Annotated in this window: 17 protein-coding genes; 10 read left to right on the top strand and 7 right to left on the bottom strand. The window is 73.4% G+C overall.

Annotated features, from left to right (window positions below):
- Positions 1 to 23: 23 nt before the first annotated feature.
- From H4W80_RS17470 to H4W80_RS17440, 7 genes are read left to right on the top strand one after another with little or no spacing between them, the layout of a single operon-like run.
- Positions 24 to 599 (top strand): tripartite tricarboxylate transporter TctB family protein, encoded by a 576-nt coding sequence (locus H4W80_RS17470; protein WP_192786061.1) that lies wholly within the window; start codon positions 24 to 26, stop codon positions 597 to 599.
- Entirely contained in the window at positions 599 to 2110 is a 1512-nt protein-coding gene (locus H4W80_RS17465) for a tripartite tricarboxylate transporter permease (protein WP_192786060.1), read from the top strand. The genes H4W80_RS17470 and H4W80_RS17465 overlap by 1 nt, the downstream gene beginning before the upstream one ends.
- Positions 2111 to 2139: 29 nt before the next feature.
- Positions 2140 to 3132 carry a tripartite tricarboxylate transporter substrate binding protein gene (locus tag H4W80_RS17460; RefSeq protein WP_318786915.1) on the top strand — a complete coding sequence of 331 codons (993 nt, stop codon included), beginning with the start codon at positions 2140 to 2142 and terminating at the stop codon, positions 3130 to 3132.
- 12 nt (positions 3133 to 3144) lie between these two features.
- Complete coding sequence (locus tag H4W80_RS17455) at positions 3145 to 3735, top strand: RraA family protein (protein WP_192786059.1); 591 nt, start codon at positions 3145 to 3147, stop codon at positions 3733 to 3735.
- A gap of 37 nt (positions 3736 to 3772) precedes the next feature.
- The gene (locus H4W80_RS17450) at positions 3773 to 4534 is read left to right on the top strand and encodes an IclR family transcriptional regulator (protein WP_225963498.1); all 762 of its coding nucleotides are present in this window, start codon (positions 3773 to 3775) and stop codon (positions 4532 to 4534) included.
- Between the two features lie 37 nt (positions 4535 to 4571).
- On the top strand, positions 4572 to 5345 hold the full coding sequence (locus H4W80_RS17445) for an NAD(P)-dependent oxidoreductase (protein ID WP_225963497.1): 774 nt from the start codon (positions 4572 to 4574) through the stop codon (positions 5343 to 5345).
- 39 nt (positions 5346 to 5384) lie between these two features.
- Positions 5385 to 5969, top strand: coding sequence for a putative glycolipid-binding domain-containing protein (locus H4W80_RS17440; RefSeq protein ID WP_192786058.1), 585 nt, complete (start codon positions 5385 to 5387; stop codon positions 5967 to 5969).
- A gap of 145 nt (positions 5970 to 6114) precedes the next feature.
- Here H4W80_RS17440 and H4W80_RS17435 read toward each other — a convergent pair whose 3' ends face one another.
- Positions 6115 to 7005: a slipin family protein gene (locus H4W80_RS17435; RefSeq protein ID WP_192786057.1), complete on the bottom strand. Its 891-nt coding sequence runs from the start codon at positions 7003 to 7005 to the stop codon at positions 6115 to 6117.
- 781 nt (positions 7006 to 7786) lie between these two features.
- On the opposite strand from H4W80_RS17435, the gene H4W80_RS17430 reads away from it, so the two are divergent.
- Together H4W80_RS17430 and H4W80_RS17420 are read left to right on the top strand one after the other, a co-directional pair.
- Positions 7787 to 8128 (top strand): histone-like nucleoid-structuring protein Lsr2, encoded by a 342-nt coding sequence (locus H4W80_RS17430; RefSeq protein ID WP_185077364.1) that lies wholly within the window; start codon positions 7787 to 7789, stop codon positions 8126 to 8128.
- A 544-nt stretch (positions 8129 to 8672) separates the two neighbouring features.
- On the top strand, positions 8673 to 9047 hold the full coding sequence (locus tag H4W80_RS17420; RefSeq protein WP_192786055.1) for a hypothetical protein: 375 nt from the start codon (positions 8673 to 8675) through the stop codon (positions 9045 to 9047).
- Between the two features lie 17 nt (positions 9048 to 9064).
- Here H4W80_RS17420 and H4W80_RS17415 read toward each other — a convergent pair whose 3' ends face one another.
- The gene (locus H4W80_RS17415; protein ID WP_192786054.1) at positions 9065 to 10162 is read right to left on the bottom strand and encodes a phosphotransferase; all 1098 of its coding nucleotides are present in this window, start codon (positions 10160 to 10162) and stop codon (positions 9065 to 9067) included.
- A gap of 67 nt (positions 10163 to 10229) precedes the next feature.
- On the opposite strand from H4W80_RS17415, the gene H4W80_RS63620 reads away from it, so the two are divergent.
- Entirely contained in the window at positions 10230 to 12764 is a 2535-nt protein-coding gene (locus H4W80_RS63620) for a LuxR C-terminal-related transcriptional regulator (RefSeq protein ID WP_192786053.1), read from the top strand.
- Positions 12765 to 12771: 7 nt separating this feature from the next.
- On the opposite strand, the gene H4W80_RS17405 is transcribed toward H4W80_RS63620, so the two are convergent.
- The 5 genes from H4W80_RS17405 to H4W80_RS17385 are packed head-to-tail and all read right to left on the bottom strand — an operon-like array spanning position 12772 to position 21097.
- Complete coding sequence (locus tag H4W80_RS17405) at positions 12772 to 14181, bottom strand: hypothetical protein (RefSeq protein WP_192786052.1); 1410 nt, start codon at positions 14179 to 14181, stop codon at positions 12772 to 12774.
- Complete coding sequence (locus tag H4W80_RS17400; RefSeq protein WP_192786051.1) at positions 14181 to 15185, bottom strand: hypothetical protein; 1005 nt, start codon at positions 15183 to 15185, stop codon at positions 14181 to 14183. The genes H4W80_RS17405 and H4W80_RS17400 overlap by 1 nt, the downstream gene beginning before the upstream one ends.
- Positions 15182 to 16159 (bottom strand): protein kinase family protein, encoded by a 978-nt coding sequence (locus tag H4W80_RS17395; RefSeq protein ID WP_192786050.1) that lies wholly within the window; start codon positions 16157 to 16159, stop codon positions 15182 to 15184. The genes H4W80_RS17400 and H4W80_RS17395 overlap by 4 nt, the downstream gene beginning before the upstream one ends.
- Complete coding sequence (locus H4W80_RS17390) at positions 16149 to 17984, bottom strand: hypothetical protein (protein WP_192786049.1); 1836 nt, start codon at positions 17982 to 17984, stop codon at positions 16149 to 16151. The genes H4W80_RS17395 and H4W80_RS17390 overlap by 11 nt, the downstream gene beginning before the upstream one ends.
- A 2-nt stretch (positions 17985 to 17986) precedes the next feature.
- Entirely contained in the window at positions 17987 to 21097 is a 3111-nt protein-coding gene (locus tag H4W80_RS17385) for a tubulin-like doman-containing protein (protein ID WP_192786048.1), read from the bottom strand.

Raw genomic sequence — 21097 nt, 5'->3', positions numbered from 1 at the left:
GAAATGGAAAGACTTTTCACTGTGTGAAAAGACTGGAAGGCGGCAACACCCCCATGAGCCATGAACAGGCGTTCGCCGAGCACGCCCCCGCCCCCGCTCCAGACGACCACGCCGCGGCCGCGCGAGCTTCCGACGCGAGGCTGAGAGCGGGCGCGCAGGTGGTCCTCGTCGCGCTCTCGTTCTACGTCGCCGTCGAGTCCCTGGGCCTCGGCCTGTGGACCTCGTTCGGTCCCGGGCCGGGGTTCTTCCCGTTCGTGCTGGCCATCGCGCTCGGGCTGCTCGCGCTGGCCTGGGCCGCCCAGACGCGGCGGGCCCGGGCGGGGGAGGGCGGCCCGGCCGAGCGCACCGACGTGGGCCACGCCGCCGCCGTGCTCGGCAGCCTGGTGGTGCTCGCGGCCGTCATGGACCTGGCCGGCTACCAGATCAGCGTGTTCGCGTTCCTCATGTTCCACCTCAAGTGGCGCGCGGGCCGGAGCTGGGCGCTGTCGCTCGTGCTCTCCCTCGCCGGCAGCGTCGGCGTCTACCACGGCTTCGACCAGGGGCTGATGGTGCAGCTGCCACCGTCGGCGCTCCCCCTCCTGGCCGGCTGGGGCCTGTGATGGACGTCCTGGCCGACCTGCTTGGCGGGCTCGCCACGGCCCTGTCGCCGCAGAACCTCCTGTACGCGTTCATCGGCTGCCTGCTCGGCACCCTGATCGGAGTGCTGCCGGGCATCGGGCCCGTCGCCGGGGTGGCGCTGCTCATCCCGCTCACCCTCAACCTGGACCCGACCAGCGCCATCATCATGCTGGCCGCCATCTTCTACGGCACCCAGTACGGCGGCACCATCACCAGCGTCCTGCTCAACACCCCGGGCGAGGCCGCCTCCGCGATCACCACGATCGACGGCTACGCCATGACCAAGCGGGGCCGCGCGGGAGTGGCGCTCACCATCGCGGCGCTCGGCTCGTTCGTCGGCGGCACCGTCGCCACCGTCGGCCTGGTCGTCGCCGCCAAGCCGCTCGGCGACCTGGGCCTGCGGATCGGGCCGCCGGAGTTCTTCGCGCTCATGGTGCTCGGCATCTCCCTGCTCGTCGCGCTCGCCGGCCGCTCGATGACCAAGGCGCTCATCTCCGGCGTGCTCGGCCTGCTGATCTCGATGGTCGGCATCGACCCGGTGGCCGGGGCGCCGAGGTTCACCTTCGGCAGCGAACGCCTGCTCGACGGCATCAGCTTCGTCGCCGTCATCATCGGGCTCTTCGGCCTGTCGGAGATCCTCGTGGCGGCCAGGGGCGGAACCGCCCAGACGGTGGCCCCCGGGCTGCGGGCGCTCCTGCCGGGCCGCGCCGACCTGCGGCGCAGCGTCCCGGCGATCGCCAGGGGCACCGGGATCGGGTTCGCGCTCGGGCTCGTCCCCGGGATGACCGGCTCGGTCTCCTCGCTGCTCGCCTACGGCGCGGAGCGCAGGTTCAGCAGGCACCGCGCCGAGCTGGGGTCGGGCGCGGTGGAGGGCGTCGCGGGGCCGGAGACCGCCAACAACGCGCACGCCAACGGCGCGCTCGTGCCCCTGTTCACCCTCGGCATCCCGGCCTCACCGACGATCGCCGTGCTCATGGGCGCGTTCCTGCAGCAGGGGCTGACGCCGGGCCCGACCCTGTTCGCCGAGCACGCCGACGTCGCCTGGGGGATCATCGCCAGCCTGTTCGTCGGCAACGTCATCCTGCTGGTGCTCAACGTGCCGCTGGTCCGGGTGTGGACGTCGATCCTGCGCATCCCGTACCCGGTGCTGACCGCGCTGATCCTCACGTTCATGGTCGTGGGCGCGTACACGATCAACTTCTCCGTCTTCGACGTGTTCGTCATGGTCGCCTTCGGGCTGCTCGGCCTCGTGCTGCGCCGCCTGGACATCCCCCTGGCGCCCCTGGTGCTCACCCTGGTGCTCGGGCCCCTCATGGAGCGTTCCCTGCGCGAGTCGCTGGAGCTGTCGCAAGGCGACCTCACCGTCTTCCTGACCCGTCCGATCTGCGTCGTCCTGCTGGTGATCGCGCTCGCCATCGCCGCGAGCCCGCTGCTGAGCCGGCTGCTGGGGCTGCGCAAGCCCGCCGTCCTGGCCGAGGACCCCGAGGCCTGAGGCCACCACCCCCCGAAAGAGGAGCCATCGTGAAAGTCAAGATCGCAGCTACGGCCGTGGCCGTGGCGACGGCGCTCGCCGCGTGCGGCGCCCAGCAGCCCGGCGGCGGCGCGGACGCCTGGCCGCGCAAGGGGAAGCCGGTCACGCTGATCGTCTCGTTCGCGCCCGGGGCGGCCGTCGACGCGGCGGCCCGCGTGGTCGCACCCGTCCTGGAGAAGGAGCTGGGTACGAACGTCGAAGTCCTCAACAAGCCGGGCGCCGGAGGCCAGATCGGCTACACCGCGCTCACCAAGGCCAAGCCCGACGGCTACACCATCGGCGCCACCGGCTCGCCGTCCGTCGTCGTCTCGCCCCTCGACCCGAGCCGGGGCGCCACCTACACCCGGCAGAGCTTCCTGCCGCTGGGCATGCAGGTGCTCGACCCGATGCTGGTCGGGGTCGCGCCCGGCAGCCCGTACAAGGATCTGAAAGCCCTGATCGAGGCCGTCAAGGCCAAGCCGAAGAGCGTCACCGCGACCACGACCGGGGTGCAGACCGGCGAGCACTTCGCCCTGGCCGACATCCAGCAGAAGACCGGGGCCGAGTTCGCCACCGTGCACTTCTCGGAGGGCGCGGCGTCGGCCGTCGCCGCCTTCCTCGGCAAGCACGTCGAGGTGTACGTCGGCAACGTCAGCGACGTCAAGGACCTCGTCGCCCAGGGCAAGATCCAGGTGCTCGGCGTCATGTCGGCCGAGCGGAGCCCGTTCCTGCCCGACGCGCCGACCTTCGCCGAGCAGGGCTACCAGGTCGAGGCGGCGACCGCCCGCGGCTACTCGGCGCCCGCCGGGCTGCCCGACGCGGTCCGCGTCAAGCTCGAAGGGGCCCTGAAGAAGGCGATCGAGGACCCGGCGGTCGTCGCCAAGATGAAGGACCTCGGCCTGGCCACCGCCTACAAGTCCGGCCAGGACTACAGCACGTACTGGGCCGACCAGGAGACCACGGTCAAGCAGGCCCTCCCCCTCGTCCGCAACACCAAGAGCTGAAAGGCGCCCTCAATGAGCGAGACCTCCCAGGACGCGCTGGCCCGGCTGGCCGCCCTGCCCACCGCCAACATCGGCGACGCCATGGACCGCCTCGGCGTCCTCGACTCCCGGATCCGCCCCATCTGGCCGGGCGCCCGCGTGGCCGGGCGCGCCTTCACCATCTGGACCCGGTCGGGTGACAACGCGCTCATCCACCAGGCGCTCGACGTCGTCGAACCCGGCGACGTCATCGTGGTCAACGGCGGCGGCGACGAGTCCCGGGCGCTGATCGGCGAGCTGATCGGGCAGCGCGCCAAGAACAAGGGCGTGGCCGGGTTCGTCATCGACGGGGCCGTCAGGGACGCCGACGGGCTCGGGGAGATGGGCATGCCCGTCTTCGCCCGCGCGGTGACGCCCGCGGGGCCGTACAAGAACGGGCCCGGCCACCTCGGCCGCACCGTCGCGGTCGGCGGCGTCGCCGTCGCGCCGGGCGACCTGATCCTCGGCGACGCCGACGGCGTGGTCGTCGTCCCGCTCGCCGAGGCCGAGCGGGTCGCGCGGGCCGCCGAGGCCGTCTTCGTGACCGAGGAGGGCAAACGGGCTGCCATCCTTGAATCCGCGTGACGACAGGTTCATCCGCGTGCGAGAAAGGGTTCCGCCGATGACCGCCGGACAGCCGCAGCCGTCCATGCGCTCGGTCGAGCGCGCGTTCGACGTGATCGAGGTGCTGGAGCGCAGCGACAAGCCGCTGCGGCTGTCGGAGGTCGCGCGGCGGGCCGGGCTGTCCCCGGCCACGACGCTGCGCCTGCTCGGGGTGCTGCAGCGGCGCGGGTTCGTGGTCGCCGGGCAGCAGGCCTACCACCTCGGCCCGGCCGCCCTGTCCATCGCCCACGGCTTCCTCGTCACCGACGGCCTCAGCCGCGCGGCCACTCCCGTGCTCCAGGAGCTGGCCGCCACCACCGGCCTGACCACGACGCTGCACATCAGGTCGGGCCTGGAGCGCATCGTCATCGCCCGCGTCGACGGCGCCGACCCGCTGCGCTACCAGCTCCCCATCGGCCGCCGGCTGCCGCTGCACCTGGGCGCGGGCAAGGTGCTCGCGGCCGCCATGCCGGACGACGAGCTCGACGCCCTGATGGCCGAGGTCCGCGACCTGGGCACCGCCGGCGGCAAGCCGGTCAGCGAGGCGGACCTGCGGGCCGAGCTGCAGCAGATCAGGGAACGCGGCTACCACTTCTCCATGAACGAACGCGTGCTCGGCAGCTCGGGCATCAGCGCCCCCGTGCCGGCCCCGGACGGCCACCCCATGGCGTCGGTGGGCATCTCCGGCCCCGCCGAGCGCCACCCCGAGAGCGAGATGCTCGGCTGGGTGCCCGAGCTGCGCCGCGCCGCCGCGGCACTCGGCCGGGCGAGCGACCTTTAGCCATGGTTCAGACACAAGAGGACTGAAGAGATTGATCATGCGTTGCGCCGTCATCGGACTGGGCGAGGCGGGCGGCGTCTATGCCGCCGCGCTCGCCGCCGCCGGGCACGAAGTGCTCGGGTACGACCCCGGCGACACCCCCACCCCCGAAGGCGTCACCAGGACGGCGACCCTGCGGGAGGCCGTCGAACAGGCCGCGTACGTGCTCGTCCTGACCGGGGCCGCCGCGGCTCCCGCCGTGGCCGAGCAGTGCCTGCCCCACCTGGCGCCCGGCGCCTGCTACGCCGACTTCACCTCGGCCTCCCCGGAGGTCATGGAGCGGCTCGGCCGGATGGTCGGCGAGCGCGCCGGCTTCGCCGACGTGGCGATCCTGGGCCCGGTGCCGTTGCACGGGCACCTGGTGCCGCTGCTGGCCAGCGGGCCGGGGGCGGAGGCGCTCGCCCGGCTCGTCCGCCCGCTCGGCGGCCCGCGCGAGGTCTCCGTGGAGGTCCTCGACGGGCCTCCGGGTGCGGCCATGGCCCGCAAGCTGCTGCGCAGCGTGTTCATGAAGGGGCTGGCCTCCGTGGTCTGCGAGGCCGTCGCGGCGGGGCGGGCGGCCGGGGATGAGGACTGGATCAGGGGCGAGATCGCCAAGCAGCTCGCGGGTGACGGGCAGGCCGTCATCGACCGGTTCCTGACGGGCACCCGTACGCATGCCGTACGGCGGGCCATGGAGATGCGTGACACCGGCGCCTACCTGGACGTCCTCGGCGTGCCCGCCGAGATGACCCGCGCGGCCGAGCAGACCCTGCGCCGCCTGTCCACCGGCTGACGAGCTTTTTTTGTCGGTGGGCGATGACATGATCCGGCCATGACGACCTTCGCGCCACCGCCCGGCGCCGCGGCCTGGCGGCACCTCGACGCCCGCACCGGCTTCGAGGTGGTCCACTTCCGGCCGCTGCCGGACGGGCACCGGGCCGAGGGGTGCACGACCGCGGTCGAGGAGGGGCGCACCTGGGTCGTCGACTACGTCATCGAGCTCGACGCGAGCTGGGCCACCCGCTCGGCCCGGCTCGCGAGCCGCTCCGCCGAGGGCGGGCGCCAGATCCTCCTGGAGACCGACGGCGCGGGCCGCTGGCGCGTGGACGGCGCGTCGGCGTCCTGGCTGGACGGCTGCCTCGACGTCGACCTCGAGTCGTCGGCCCTGACCAACGCGTTCCCCGTGCACCGGATGCGCCTCGGCGTCGGCGCCGCCTCACCGGCTCCGGCGGCCTTCGTCCGGGCCGCCGATCTGGCCGTCGAGCGGCTCGAGCAGCGCTATGCCCGGCTGCCCGACGAGGAGGGGCGGCAGCGCTACGACTACGCGGCGCCGGTCTTCGACGTCGCCTGCCGCCTGGTCTACGACGGGTCCGGCCTCGTCCTCGACTACCCGGGCCTCGCCGTCCGAGCCGCCTGAGCTTCTCCCCGAGGCTTCGACTCGCCCCGGACACGACCGGCAGCGGCTGCGAGGGCTCGCCCTACGCCCCCGATACGCGTGGTGCCGGCTGGTGCTGGTGGCGGTGACGGTGGCAACGCGGCGGCGGTATGACGGCGGTCGGAGGTCAGGAATCGGGGCGGTTCGCCGTCTCGTGCAGGCCGAGGATCTTGGTGAGCTCGTCGGACGGCGGCGGCAGCTGCGCAGGCGGCACGCTCTTCTCTGCCGCGACCGGCTCCTTCGACCCCTCCCGCGCCGCGGAACCCTGCGTGCCCCGGTCGAAGAAGCGCAGCACCTCCACCGGCAGCGGCATCACCAGCGTGGACGTCTTCTCGGCCGCCACCTCGACGACCGTCTGCAGGAGCCGCAGCTGCAGGGCGCTCGGCGTCTGAGCCATGATCGCGGAGGCGTCGGCGAGCTTCTGGGCGGCCTGGAACTCCCCGTCCGCGGTGATCACGCGGGCGCGGCGCTCCCGCTCGGCCTCGGCCTGGCGGGCCACGGAGCGCTTCATGGACTCGGGCAGCTGCACGTCCTTGATCTCCACGCGGTCGATGTGGATGCCCCAGCCGAGCGCCGGGCTGTCGATCATGAGTGCGAGACCCTTGTTCAGCTCCTCGCGGTTGGAGAGCAGATCGTCCAGCTCGCTCTTGCCGATGATGGAGCGCAACGACGTCTGGGCCACCTGCTCCACCGCGAACAGGTAGTTCTGCACCTCGACGGCCGCCCGCAGCGGGTCCTGGACGCGGAAGTAGGCGACGGCGTCGACCTGGACCGACACGTTGTCGCGGGTGATGCCCTCCTGCGTGGGCACGGGCATCGTGACAATCTGGACGTTGACCTTCTTCAGCCGGTCCACCACCGGGATGAGAAAGGTGACGCCCGGCCGGCGGATCTCCTTCTGCGCCCGGCCGAAGCGGAACACGATGCCGCGCTCGACCTGATTGACGATCCTGACGCCCCCGAACCCGGTCAATATGGCGATGGCCGCGAGGAAACCCAGGATGATCTCGGTAACCATAATGGCCTCCCTCCCATACTTCGAGAGTAGGCCCGTCAGAGCGGAAGACCGTACCGGGCTCCCGGCGCAGGTTCCACCGCTTCCCGCTCAACGGCCACGCTGCCGTCAACCATGATCGTTTCGGGCGGCTTTCGGGCGCGCCGCCCGAAACGACTGGAAATCTACTTTGTAAAGGGCGGATCCGGCTGAGCCGGCGGATGCGAATCTGGTAAACGTCGGTGCGATGCGCCAGGATCGAGTTGCGGTTCTTGGCCAATACCTGATATGGCCCGGCAAACCTTTGAATCGAACTTCAACATAGCGGATTCATAGCTATTGACCGCGGGACGGACGTACTTGCGACTAGGTTGCTGACAGCGGAGCCGGGGCGCGGGATCGGCGCGGGTACGGGCGGTCCGGGGCAAGGGCGTCTCGCGCTCGCGGGAGCGCGCTGTGCGCGGGAGGAGGCGGGATGGCGGCCGTAGGCCCGCGACGCCGGGGAGGTCGCCGGTTGTGGATGGCTTATCACTGGTGAGAAGGGCAGAAGGGATCTCGTGCAGGTCTTTGGGCGAGCCTCGCGCAGGTCGGGCCCTGATGTGTTCCGTGCCCGGCCGTGCGCCGGGGCGGCGCCGGTGAATGCCGGGCACGAGAAGCGCGAAAACCGCGTCACAACAGCGAAAGGCGTTGTAGAGCGAGATCCGATCGTGAACTTCGATTGTGTCAGCACGGCGCCGCAAGGAGGTGCGTGATCTGCTGAAGGGGGCTACAGTACCTGCAACCATAACGTAATCGGAGCAGCATCATGGCGAAACGCATTGTTGAGTCCTTTGTCGATGACATCGACGGCAGTGACGCCGAGGGGACCACAAGGTTCGCTCTCGACGGCACCAGCTACGAGATCGACCTGTCGGGCTCTAACCGGGAGAAGCTGGAGAAGGCTCTCGCTCCCTTTATCACCAAGGCTCGCGCGGTCCGCGCCGAGCGAGGTGTTCGCGGCAGGCGCGGTGGCGCCGGCACTTCGCGGGCCGTCACCCGTGAGAAGTCCACTGAGATCAGGCGGTGGGCGAAGGCTCAGGGGCTGCCGGTGAGCGAGCGTGGCCGCATCGCCGCCACTGTCGTGGAGCAGTACGAGGCGGCCCACTGAGGGAGCGATCCGGCTTCCGGTAGGTCTTTTCAGGAAATGAGCAGGGGCGGCCGGGTTCCGGCCGGCCGCCCGGCTCGGTCATCGAACGTCGTCCAGGGCGGAGTACAGCGCCTCGATCAGGGAGCGGACGCGGAAGTCGCCGCCTTCCAGCAGCTCTGAGCCGCGGTTGGCGACGTAGCCGAAGGCGGTGTGCACCCGCAGGGTCTGGTCGATCCCGTCGGGCTGCGGGATTCGGGGGCGGCGGCCGCGAGGGCGTCGGTGATGGGGGTCGGTCGCGCAGGTCCTCCCAGGTGATGGGGTGGGTGTCCAGAGTGGGCAGGCCGGCGCGGTAGCAGCGTCCGTACGGTGATCTCGTCCTTGCCGAACTCGGGCCAGTAGGGCCACGGGGCCTCCAGGTCCACCTCGCCGCGTCCGGCCAGCACGAGCGCCGCGCCCGTGGCGAACGTCTTACAGGTGGGGGCGATGGTGTCGCGCCGCCAGGACACGGAGCCGACCTACCGGCCGGGACGCTAGCCTACCGACCGGACGGTCGGCAATCGGGGTGGTGCGGCCACCGATCGACCGGCTCGACGCCGCGATCCAGGACGCCGCCGCCGCGCCCACCCTCGCCGAGGTCCGGCAACGCGTGCTCGGCGGCTGCGTCGACGTCATGCTCGGCCACCGCGAGACCATGGTGCTGCTGCTCCGCGACGCTTCCGTCCACGGCGACGAGACCACGGAGGTCATGTCGCGCGTGGCGGGCGTCACCAGCCGGGCCGTCGAGCTGCTGGCCGGCCCCGATCCGGACTGGCGCGGCCGCGTACGGGCCGCCCAGGCGTTCGCCGCCGCCACCGACCCGATCAGCCACCTCCCGGACGTCCCGGACGACGAGCTCCGTGAGGAGCTGCTGCGCGGCGCGAGCGCGATCCTTTCGCCGTGACGACAGCGGCGGCGCGTCTAAGGGAGCAGGGAGCGGCCCAGGTCGACGACGAACCGCGCGAGCCGGGCCCGCTTGCGGAACAGGTCGTGCAGCTCGGGGGTGGGCGCCTGGCCCAGGCGTTCAAAGGGGATCGCGGTCCAGGCGCTGCGCAGCACGAGGGTGGCGGCGTAGCCGAAGGAGACCTCGGCGGGGTCGGCGAGGCCGGCCACCGCGGCGGTGTACGCGGCCTCGATCGTCTCGTGGACGGCGGGCAGGTCTGCGGGGTCGAGTTCGCCGGTGTGGGCGCGGCCGACGAGGAGCTGGCCGAGGTCGAAGCCGACGGCCGCCGGGTACGGCCAGCTCCAGTCGATGGCCACGAACTCCGCCGAGCCGTCGGCCGGGATCAGCAGGTTCGAGGGGCTCGCGTCGCCGTGGACGAGGGTGTGGGGGAGGCGGTCCAGGGCGTCCAGCAGCGGGTCGATGTGGTCGGCGAGGGCCAGCAGGTCGGCCTGCAGCAGGGGGTCGGCGTTCGCGGCGATCAGCGGGTGCCGCCACGTCGCCGGGTCGCGCAGGGTGGGCAGGAACAGGTTGGCGAGCGGGCCCCCGCAGTAGTAGCGCAGGCCGCGGTTGAGCGGCTCGCGCGGCGCGGACGTACGGCCCGCGACGGGCTGTGCGGCGGCCAGGTCGCCGAGCCGGCGGGCGGCGGCGCGGTAGCGGTCCAGGTCCCAGGCGGCGGGCGCGACCCGCACGTCCTCCAGCCACATGACGAGCCGGTCGTCGCCCAGGTCGTCCAGCCGGTACATCCGGGGCAGGCGCAGCCCGCCGGGGAGCCGGGGGCGGGCCAGGTAGATGTCCGCGTCGGCCCGCCAGGGGAAGTGCGCGAGCGCGGTGGCGCGCAGCGGTTCGGGGATGTCCGCGTACCCGGGCGAGTGCCTGATCTCGTGGATCGCCTTGACGAAGAACGACCAGCTCATGCCGCCGGTCGTGGTGCCGCGCACGCGGTGGAGCGAGGTCGTCGACAACGCCCCCGGGCCGGAGTCGAGGAGGTCGACGTGCTGGTCGGCGATCTCGGCGAGGGGGTCGCCGAGGCTCTCGCGTACGAGGTCCGTCAGGCCGGTGGTCGGCGCCATGGTCATGGGCCCCAGCATGGCGGGCGGGACAACTCGCTCGCATGAGCATGGCCTACTCAAATACGCTTTCGCCGTGGCAGGCTCCTGGCCGTTCATCGGGCGTGCGGCGCAATTGTCGGAGATCAGGTCCGCCTCCAGGGGCGTGGTCGTGGCCGGTCCGCCGGGCACGGGCAAGAGCCGGCTGGCGGCGCAGGCGGTGCGCGGTCTGGACGGGGTCGCCTGGGCGCGGGCCACCACGGCCGCGGCGGAGGTCCCGCTGGGCGCCTTCGCCCCGCTGCTCCCCGCCACACCGCCCGCAGGGAACCCGCTGGGCTGGGCGGCCGCCGCGCTGCGCGTGCCGGTGCTGGTGGTGGACGACGCCCACCTGCTCGATCCGGTCTCCGCCGCGCTCGTCCACCATCTCGTGACGCGGGACGGCACCCGGGTGATCGCGACGCTGCGCAGCCGGACGCCCGTGCCGGACGCGGTGCTCGCGCTGTGGAAGGACGATCTGGTGCCGCGGCTGGAGCTGGAGCCGTTCTCCCTGGAGGAGACGGCGGCCGTCCTGGAGGCCGCGCTGGGCGGCCGGGTGGAGTCGGCGACCGTGGCCCGGCTGTGGCGCGTCAGCCAGGGCAACGCCCTCTACCTGCGCGAACTCGTGCTGTCGGGCATGCTCGCCGCCGACGGGGGCGTGTGGCGGTGGAGCGGGCCGCTGACGATCACGCCCACGCTGCGCGAGACCGTCGCGGGCCGCATCGGCGAGGTGACCGCGCGGGAGCGGGAGGTGCTGGAGCTGCTGGCGTACGGCGAGCCGCTCGGCGCCGACCTGCTGGCCGCACTCGGGTCGCTCGACGCCGTCCAGCACCTGGAGGACCGGCAGCTCGTCACGGTGCAGCCGGACGGCCGGCGGCTCCAGGTGCGGCTCGCGCACCCCCTGTACGGCGAGGTCATCAGGGACGGCTGCGGCGTGCTGCGCGCCCGCACGATGGTGCGCCGCCTGGCGCAGGCGGTCTCGGAGGCCGGGCTGCGGCGGCACGAGGACGTGCTCAGGGTGGCGGTCTGGCGGCTGGACGGCGGCCTGCCCGGCGATCCCGGGCTGCTGTTGGCCGGCTGCGAGCGCGCCCGGGTCATCCGGGACCTGGAGCTGGCCGTACGGCTGGGGCGCGCGGCGGTGGCCGCGGGCGGCGGGACTCCCGCGCTGGCCGCGCTGGGCACGGTGCTGTTCTACACCGACCGGTACGCCGAGGCCGAGGAGGTGTTCGCCACCGCGTGGGCGGCGGAGATGGGCGAGACGGCCCGGACCGATCTCGGGGTGCAGCGGGCCATGAACCTGGCCGTCGGGCTCGGGGACGTCGCACGGGCGCGGGCCGTCCTGGAGGAGACCAGCGGGCTCGTCCACGAGGTTCAGTCGCGGCAGGCGGCGCTCATCATGCGGGCCGTCCTGGCCACGCTGACCGGCGACATCGCCGTCTCTGAGGACCTGATGGCGCGGGCGCGGGACATGGGCCCGTTCAGCCCGCACGGCAGGCGAATGATCAGCGGGGCCGAGGCGGCCGTCCTGGTGGCGCAGGGGCGGGCCGCGGAATGCCTGGCCCACGCTGCGGAGATGGGCGCGGGCCTGGCGAAGGAGCCGGTCGCCATGCGCAGCCTCTCGGCCGCCTTGACCGGCCATGCCACGCACGCCGCGCTGCTGCTCGGCGATCTGGACACCGCCGAGCGGTTCGCCGGGCAGGGGTACGGCCTGGAGGGGCCTTTCCACACCTGGACGCGGGCGAACCTGGAGTTCGGCACGTGGACGGCCCGCGTGCTGCGGCTGCGCGGCCGGGTGACCGACGCCCTCGCGTGGGCGCGCGACACCGCCGCGCGGCTGCCCGATCGCAGCGTGCTGGCGGGGTCGTGCCTGGGCGAGCTGGCGCACGCGTACGCGCTGCTCGGCGAGGTCGCGGCGGCCGAGCAGGCGCTGGAGCGGGCGGAGGCGACGGGGACGCCGATCGGTCCGTCCGTCGTCGTGCCGCTGCGCCTGGCCCGGGCGTGGACGCTGGCCGGTCGCGGAGACGCGGCCGGGGCCGTCGAGCTCTGCCTGGAGAGCGCCGAGGGCGCGCTGCCGTGCGACGTGCCGTTCCTGCTGCACGACGTCGTCCGGCTGGGCCGCGCCGACCTGGTGTCCGCGCGGCTGGCCGCGCTCGACGTGGACGGCCCGCTGGTGGCGCTGTTCGCGCGGCACGCCGCCGCTCGCGACGGCGCGGAGCTCGACGCGGTCTCGGAGGGTTTCGAGCGGCTCGGCCTGCTGCTCTACGCGGCCGAGGCGGCGGCGCGGGCGGCGGCCCGCTACCGCGAGTCCGGGCTGGCGCGCGGGGCGCGGGCGGCGCAGACCCGGGCCTGGCGGCTCGCGCACCGCTGCCAGGGCGCCCGCACGCTCGCGCTGATGGACCTCGACGTGCCCAGCCTGACGCCGCGGCAGCGCGAGATCGCGGTGCTGGCCGCGCAGGGGCTGACCAACCGCGAGATCGCCGCGCGGCTCTTCGTGTCCGTCCGCACCGTGGCCAACACCCTGTACGCCGTCTACGACAAGACCGGGGTGAACGACCGCGCCGCCCTGGACGCCCTCCTGAACCGGCCGGCCGGTTGACCGGCGGTCACCGCAGGACCGTGGTCACGACCTGGAGGACGAGCACGACCAGCAGGACCGCGGCCAGGACGAGCCAGCGGGGATCGAGCCAGGCGGACCTGACGGCCTCGGCGGGGGCGTCGGGGTCCAGCAGGTCGCGCAGGATCGGGTTGACCTCGTCGTCGGGCAGCAGCCGCTCCAGCTGGGGCACCAGGGCGTGCAGCCGGGAGCGTACGTCGGCGGGCGGGCGCGTCCGCGCCCAGGCGTGGACGTCCCTCAGGATGCCCCGGGCCGCGCCGGCGGTGGTCGCCTCCGCCAGCTCCGCCAGGAAGTAGTCGAAGGCGTCGCGCACCGCGACGGGCTGCGCCTCGGGGCGGGCCAGCGGCGAGACCGGCGCGCTGGGCCCGGGCGCGGGCGTCTCCTCCCGCGGCACGGGCGTGGGGCCGGGCCGTTCCGAGGGCACCCGCCTGCGCGGACCCGACGCCACCGCCGACGCCGGGGGCGGTGGCGGGGGAGAGGACGCCGAGGGCGGGGGAGCGGGCGCCGGTTCTGCGGGCTCGGGAGGGGGAGGTGTCCGGGGCTCGGCCGGTACGGGCTTCGGCGGCTCGCGCAGGGCGGCCCCGAGCAGCTCGACCCGCTCCTCCAGCGCCATCCCGTCGTGGATCCGCAGCCGCTTGACCAGCCCCGGCAGCCGCCGGTCCGCGTACGCCGCGACGACCATGGCCGCGATCTCGCCGTACAGGTCGCTCTGGTCGGGCGCCCGCAGATCCACGCGCCGCCGGTGCGCGGCCCGCGACGACGGCCCCGGCCACTGCTGCAGGAAGATGACCTCGGCCCCCTGCTTGAGGTCGTCGCTCTCGTAGGTGGAGAAGGTCTCCGGATAGCGCCCGAGCACCAGGTCCAGGATGTCCACCAGCCCCCACAGCTGCACGACGGCCTCCCCCTGGGCCGCCACCGACAGCGGTTCCCGGTGCCCGCGCAGCGCTTCGGAGACGATCGGCGCGAGCGCCGCCGCCTCGGCGCGGGCCCGCCGGTCGAGTGCCGCGCTCGCGTCGGCATAGGGGCGCAGCAGCACGGCCAGGTCGAGCGGCTCCGGGTCGGCGGGCAGCAACGAGCCCCAGCCGGGGGCGAGCGCGAGCGCCTGGCGGACGTTCGGCATCGCCGAGGCGTTGGCGGCCGAGCCGCCCAGGTACGCCTGGACCCGGATGGTCCGCCTGCTGTCCGAGCCGCCGGTGCGCGTGCGCGACAGCACCACCACGCGCCCGTCGACCATGAGCCGGCAGAGGCTGACCCCGGGCGCGGGACCGGGGTCGAGCCAGGGCCCGAGCTGGTGGTACCAGCCCCGGGTGTCCTCCAGGGAGGAGCGCACGGGGCCGAGGCCGGTGCGGCGCTCGTCCCACTCGAACAGGATCCAGTCGACGCTGGAGTAACGCCCCATCAGATCCCCACCTCCGGATAGCCGCGCAGGACACCGGTCATCGCGAGGAGCGAGATCAGGGGCGCCAGGACGCGTCGCGGCCGCACGCCCCTGGGGAAGCGCCCGTCGGCCGGGGCGGAGCCTGTCGCCGAGACGAAATGCAGGGTGCACTTGCGGCATTTGTCGTAAGGGCTGAGCCACGCCTGCGCGCCGCGCCGGTGCAGGAAGGCGTAGACGTCGCGGCTCTCCCGCAGGACGTCCACCTGGTCCAGCCGGTCGGGCTCGTCGTACAGCCACGTGTCGACCGGCGCCTCGAAGCGCACCGAGTCGCTCTTGGTGACCGCGATGACGGCGGGGATGTCGAGCCGGCCGCCGCTCTTGGGCAGCCGGTCGAGCACGGCCCGGAAGGACTCGTCGCCCATCCTGGCCGACCTGGTGGCGGCGTCGATCACGAAGAGCAGCCCGCCGACGGCCGGCACGAACCTGGTCGCCTCGTGGGTGGAGCTGCGCAGCAGCTCGCCGGCGATGTCGAAGAACGCCACCGCGGTGGTGTGCCGGCCGTCGTTGACGAGCAGCGCGTCGGCGGGCTCGGCGGTGGCCCGGTGGGTGGTGCGCGAGAGCGCGGTCCGCTCCACCATCAGCGGATGCACGTACGTGTTGACGTACTCGGCGTGCCGCTCGATGTCCACCGCGTCCGCGGTCAGCCCGTACGGCCGCAGGCCGCCCTGCTCGATGGCGCCGATCATCGAGGCCAGCAGGTGGGTCTTGCCCGTCTCCGGCCCGCCGACCAGCCCGATCACCAGCGGGCGGCCGTGCCGTACGTAGGTGTAGGGCAGGTGGTGTTCGAGGCTCGGGTCCGCCACCGGCGCCGGGCAGCGGACGTGGGCGGCGCGCAGCAGGTCCTCTCGGCGGGCCCCGCTCGCGTTCTCCAGGGAGAGCCGCTGGTAGTGGCCCGCCGGGGTGCGTTCGTAGAGCTCGTCCTCGCTCCAGGCGAACTCGTGCAGGCAGATGGGGCAGAGGATCACCGGATCACCATCCAGACGACCACGACGAGGGCGGCCAGCACGGCCAGCGGAAGCCAGCGGGCCCACCACTTCCGCGGCTGCTCCTGCGGCACCTGCTCGATCCGGGTGACGGCCGGAGGTGGTTCGGCCTCGGTCTCGCGCTTGGCTTCGTGGGCCCGGTCGAAGGCGACGCGGCCCTCCTCGAGCCGCAGGTCCGGTTCGGCGGGGATGGAGCGCATCGGGTCCGGCTCCCGCAGCCGGTCGAGCACCTCCAGCGCCGACGGCGGTTGGCCGGAGAAGACGTCGTGGATGGGCTGCAGCGCCGGGGCGGCGGAGAGGTCGGGTCGGTCGGCGACCTCGCGCCCGGTGACGGTGCGGTAGATCACCATGCCGGCGCTCCAGAGGTCGTCGGCGGTGGCGGCGCGGCCGGTGCCCGCGCGCTGCTCCGGAGCGGCGTAGGGGGCCTCTCCCAGCCGCAGCCGGCGGCTGCCGGCCAGCGTGGCGTGGCTGAGGTCGGTGAGCTGCACGGCGGTGCCGTCCCAGCGCACGGTGCCGGGGTCGATGCGCCGGTGGACGATGTCGCAGGCCGACAGGATGCGCACGGCGCGGAAGAGGCTCGCCTGCAGGGCCCGCTGCTCGGCGATCAGGAGCGCCCCGGCGAAGCGGGTGACCGGCTCGCCCCGGTAGTCGGAGAGCAGCACGAACGGCTCCTCCTCGTCCAGGCTGTAGCCCATCAGCCGGGGCAGCTCGACGGGGTAGGCCCGCCGCAGCCGGGTGAGCAGCCTGGCGCCCATCCGGGCCTCGTTCTCCAGCAGCTCGTAGAGGTGGTCGCGGTCGCGCCCCTCCGCGCGGGGCACCCGCCGCTGCACGATCTTGGCGCCCTGGACGACGAGGGTCAGCCGGCGCTCGAAGGGGTCGTGGTCCGGCTCCGCCTCCACCTCCCAGGTCACGCGGTCGCCGTCGGGAGTGAAGAAGGTCAGCGGCTCAGGTTCCATCCTCGCTCCAGTTCTCCTCGACCGTCCCGGGGCGCAGCGGCACCAGCCGCAGGGTGCCGGCGTACTGTCCTGACCGGGTCCACACGACGTCGGGCGGGTTGCCCTGCCCCCGCACGGCCCTGGGCGCGAAGCGCACCGCGTACGCCTGCCGCAGCAGCATCGCCAGGTCGCGGTCGCCGCACAGTTGCAGCATCTGGCCGTTGGCCTGGGCCCGCAGCGCGCGCACGACCTGCTGGGACTGCCGCCAGACCGCGTCGACGAGCTCCTGGCGGCCCGTGTCGCCGGTGCCGAAGTCGGGGCGTTCCTGGACGCCCCGGTGGGTCAGGTGGTAGCGGTACTGCCGCAGCGTCTCGTCGACCCGGCGCTCCAGCCCCACCTGCGCGTCCCGGTAGGCGCCCTGCTCGAGGGAGGTCCAGGCGGGCTCCAGCCAGCTCGCGACCGCGTCGACGAGGTCGCCGGTGACGACCTCGCGCAGCTGGCCGCCGCGGTCGCGCAATCGTACGGTGACCTCCTCGTCGAGCGCCGGGCTCGCGGCGGCCTGGCCGGTCTCGGCCTTGCTCCAGTCGGTCAGCGTCCAGGACACCTGCGCGCAGATCTCGTTCAGCGCCGCCGCCAGCGTGCGGGAGGCGTCGGAGGTGTGCATGCGGGCCTGGCCGAGCATCCACTCGCTGGCCGCGACCCGTTCGAGCATCGAGCGCAGGTCGTCGAGGGCGGTCCTGGCCGGCCCGAGTGAGAGCTGCTCGCGCCACCACGCCCGCGAGCGCCGCCAGAAGACGAAGCGGGGCAGGAACGTGGCGGGGAACTCGGCGGGTGCGTGCAGCGCGTTGAGCAGCTCGTCCGGGCAGGCCCGCCAGAGGTCGGCGACGAAGGCGCGGCTGCCGATGGGCGCGCTGTGGTCGGCCAGCAGGCGGAAGCGGGAGACCATCCGCGGCACGCTCTTGCGCTCGGCCAGGGCCGCCTCCAGGTCGGCGCGCAGCTCGCCGGCGATCTGGGCGTGGCCCATGTCGGCGGGGACGGTGAACCTGATCCCGTGCGCGGCCAGCCGCTCGGCGGCGTTCTCGTCGGTGTGGTCGATCTCCTCGAAGAGCCGCGCGACGGTGTCACGGAACTCGGCGAGCGCCCGCCCGGCGGCGATCACCTTGTCGACGACCGCGGCCCGGGCGCGGGCGTCGTGGACGTAGCCGAGGTCGTCCAGGGCGCGGACCGCCTGGTCGATCCGCTCGGCGGCGTCACGGTGGAGCCGGTGCAGCGGGCCGTCCGGTACGAGCGCGTCGAGGAGGTCGGAGGGCAGGTCGACGGTGCCGCTGAGCACGGGGAGCGCGGTGGCCAGCGGCGAGCTGAAGGTGGCCGTGTCCTGCTGGACGGGCCCGTCGAAGCGTTCCGCCACCTCGCGGAAGGCCTGGCCGAGCACCTCGGGGTCGATCCGCCCGGCCACGATGCGCCAGCCGGGCGAGGCGGTGCCGTATGGGATGTCGCCCAGGCTGTTGACCACCTCGTCGAAGACCTCCGGCTGGGTGAGCAGGTCGATCAGGATGGCCTCCGCGCTCACCCCGGGCCCGTGGGCGGCCTCGCCGGTGTCGGCGTTCCACAGGATGCCGCAGGGGTCGCTCACCCAGAGCACCCTGCGGCTCTCCCCGCCGAGGACGGGGGGCAGGCGCAGGTCGGGCCCCACCGCCAGGACGAGCACCGACCTGACCAGGCGTGAGCTGAAGACGTCCTGGAGCACCTGCTGGGCGCCGGCCAGGCGTTCGGTGTCGGCCACCACCAGGACCTGGGCGCCGAGCCGCTCCAGCTCACCCTTGCGCAGGTCGAGCACGACGACCATGCTCACTCCCCGAGGAGCGCGTCCAGGTCGCGCAGGTTGTAGGCGACCGCCTCGGCGACCCGCTCGAAGGGCAGGTCGAGGGCGGCGGGCAGGGTGTGCGCCCAGAAGGCGATCAGCTGGTCGGCGCGGTTGCGCGCGCCCGACGGCAGCTTGGGCACCATGATCTCCAGCAGGCCGAGCTGGTCGGCGGACATGCCGGTGACGAGGTGGTAGAGCGGGTCCGGCGCGCTGGGGGCGCCCGCCAGGCCCTTCGGCGTGGCGTCCATGAGCTGCTCGCTGACCAGGCTGCGGAACTCCTCGTCGCCGGCGATCACCCACTGCTCGTAGGCCCGCAGCATGCTCGGCCAGGAGGAGGCCTTGCCGTACCCGGTCAGCGGGAGCGTCATCGACCCGCCCTCGACGTCGATCCGGATCCGCGACGGCGAGCTCGGCTCGCCCTCCACCACGCTGACCCGGCCGTTCCACAGCAGGCAGAGCAGCCGGTGCAGGATCCGGACGCGGTGCTCCTCGGTCGTGGCCAGGTAGCCGAAGTCGTAGCCGAGCCGCTGGCGCCACTTCAGGTGGTCCTGCGGCCGTTCGTCGCGCAGCGCGTCGGCCCAGCTGTGCAGCACTTCGCGCAGCTCGCGGACCTGGGTGACGCTCATCGAGGTGCGCAGCTGCACCACGGTCACCGAGTCGGCGTCGATGTTGCGGAAGTCGGGCACGCCCGGCAGGTCGATCCGGTCCTTGAGGAACCGTTCGAGGGCCGGGTCCTTGGCCGGCGCCGGATACGAGACCAGCACCTTCAGGTCGCCGGTGCCGTCGGGGGTGAAGCCGCCCGGCACCAGGTCGGCCAGCTTGAGCTGGAACTGCCGCACGTGCGGGTCGTCGCCGCCGCCAGAGGCGGCCTGGGCGAGGATGTCGGCCAGGGAGGGCAGCAGCGGCCGCTCGCCCAGCGCGGCGGCCTCGTCCTGGTCCTTGAAGAGCTTCTTCACCTCCAGCTTGAGCCGGTCGCGCACCCAGGTGAGCGCGTCGGCCGGCTTGCCCGTGCGCCAGGCCAGGTCGTAGGCGTGCCGCCAGCCGTCCGGGCCGATCAGCGCGTTGGCCACGGCGGCCTCCCCGTCGGTGGGGCGCAACTGCTGCCGGGCGACGAAGACGTCGACGAAGCGGCGGACGACCGCGTCGTAGAAGGACTCCGCGCCCGCGGGCGGCAGCAGGTGGTAGACGCCCACGCGGGTCTCGTAGAGCTCGCCGGCCCGGCGCGCGAAGCGCTCGGCGTCGGCCTCGGCGTGCTCGACGAAGACCTGCGTGAACTCGCGCACCTCGCGGATGAGCTGCTTGCGGCGCGGCTCCCAGCGGGGCATCTGGTCGGCCCACGCCCGGTGCCAGAGCCCCTGGCTGCGCCACAGGTACCAGGTGTCCTGGTCGGCGATCGAGGCCTGGACCTCGGGGTCGGTCCACTGCGTCTTGCGCAGCAGCCGGTCGCGCATCGGCCGCGGTTGCGGCGGCGCCTCGGTCATGTTGTCGTACGGCTTGCGCGGCTGCGCCCTGCGGTGGTCCAGGAGCCCGGCGAAGCCCAGCCGGTCGGCCTCGTGCACGTCGCCGGGCAGGCCGACCACCACCCGCCGCAGCCGGAACGGGTCGACCTGGCCGAGCGCTTCGAGCGCGCCGCGGCGCACGTCCAGCTCCTGGGCCAGGGTCGGCACGACCCGGTTGAGCTGGCGTTCGAGTGAGGCCAGGTTGTCCTCCATCGCCCGCATCCGGTTGGCCAGCGACTTCTGGATCTCGGCCGCGCCGGTGGCGGGGCGCACCTCCGGCAGCGGCAGCGGCTCGCGGGTGTTGAGCGCCTCCAGGTTGGTGGTGGTGAACATGCGCCGGATCTCCTCGACGTTGCTCTCGGCGGCGCCCGGCGGCACGGCTTCGAGCTGCGCCACCGCGCGGGCCAGCAGCCGGGAGCTGACCAGGTCGGCCAGCTCCTCCACGGGGACGGTCATGGAGGAGACGAAGGCCGTCGAGACGCCCCGGTTGCCGATGCCGGAGGCGGCCGGCACCTCGCGTTCCACGGCTCGGTTGATGAAGTCGTCGGCGAAGGACGACTCGCCGCGGTCCTCCATGCCGCCGCCGTCGCCCGAGGCGCGCGGCTGGGTGCCGGCCAGCGAGACGATCAGCGAGGCGATCGAGCGGTGCAGGTCGTCCCGCTCGACGCCGGGCGGCATGGTGAACAGGAACGCCGTCTGCACGGTGCCGGTGGCCAGCCGCACCTCGCCCTTGACCGGGTAGCGCACGCCCAGCTCGCCGGCGATGCCCTGCTCGTCGACCTGCGTGCCGGCGTGCGGCGCGTTCTGGTCGTCGACCAGGCGGAACAGGTCGAGCAGGCTGGAGCCGGCGTTGAGCCGGGCGCGGCGGCCGCCGCCCTTACCCTCGGCGAAGGCCGACGGCATGACGACCAGCGGGTGGATCCGCGCCCTGATGTGGTTGCGGGCGAAGGCGTCGCCGATCAGGTGCAGGTAGTCGTAGAAGATGCCGCTGCCGGTGCCGCCCGCCACCGAGAAGGCCACGAAGACGTCGCAGCTGCGTCTGAGCCGGCCGCCCAGCGCGGCGAGCTCGCTGCCCGAGTTGCTGATCGCGCCGATGGCGTCGTCGATGCCCTGCACCACCGGCCCGGGGCCGTGCCGCATCCGCTCGAACAGCGCCGCCCTGGCCACCGTGGGCAGCTGCCCTGCGCCGCGCATCAGCGGGGAGACCAGCGGCTCCTGCTCGCGCGGCGGCAGCCAGTCCTTGACGTGGTCGCTCGACGTCGCCCGCAGGCTGCGGGCCACGTCCGGGTAGGAGTCGAACGCGGGCACCACGTCGTGGATCAGGTGGGCGGTCCGGCCGGCCGCCGCGAACTCCCGCTCGGTCGGCACCACCCGGCGCCGGGTGCGGGTCAGCTCCGCCTCGTTGAGGTCGACGTAGACGAACTGCAGGCAGGAGGGCAATTCGTAGGGTTGGTAGTTCTGCCAGCTGAAGTTTCGGATCAGGTCCATGCCGTCCGGACCGCACAGCTCGTCCCGCAGCCGCCGCTCCAGCTCCACTCCGACCCGGCAGCCGGTGCCGCCGAGTCCCACGAACATCATCGGATCGAAGATCCTCAT

It is taken from the genome of Nonomuraea angiospora (assembly GCF_014873145.1).
Classification (GTDB): Bacteria; Actinomycetota; Actinomycetes; order Streptosporangiales; family Streptosporangiaceae; genus Nonomuraea; species Nonomuraea angiospora.
This window is presented reverse-complemented; position numbering and strand designations above follow the sequence as displayed.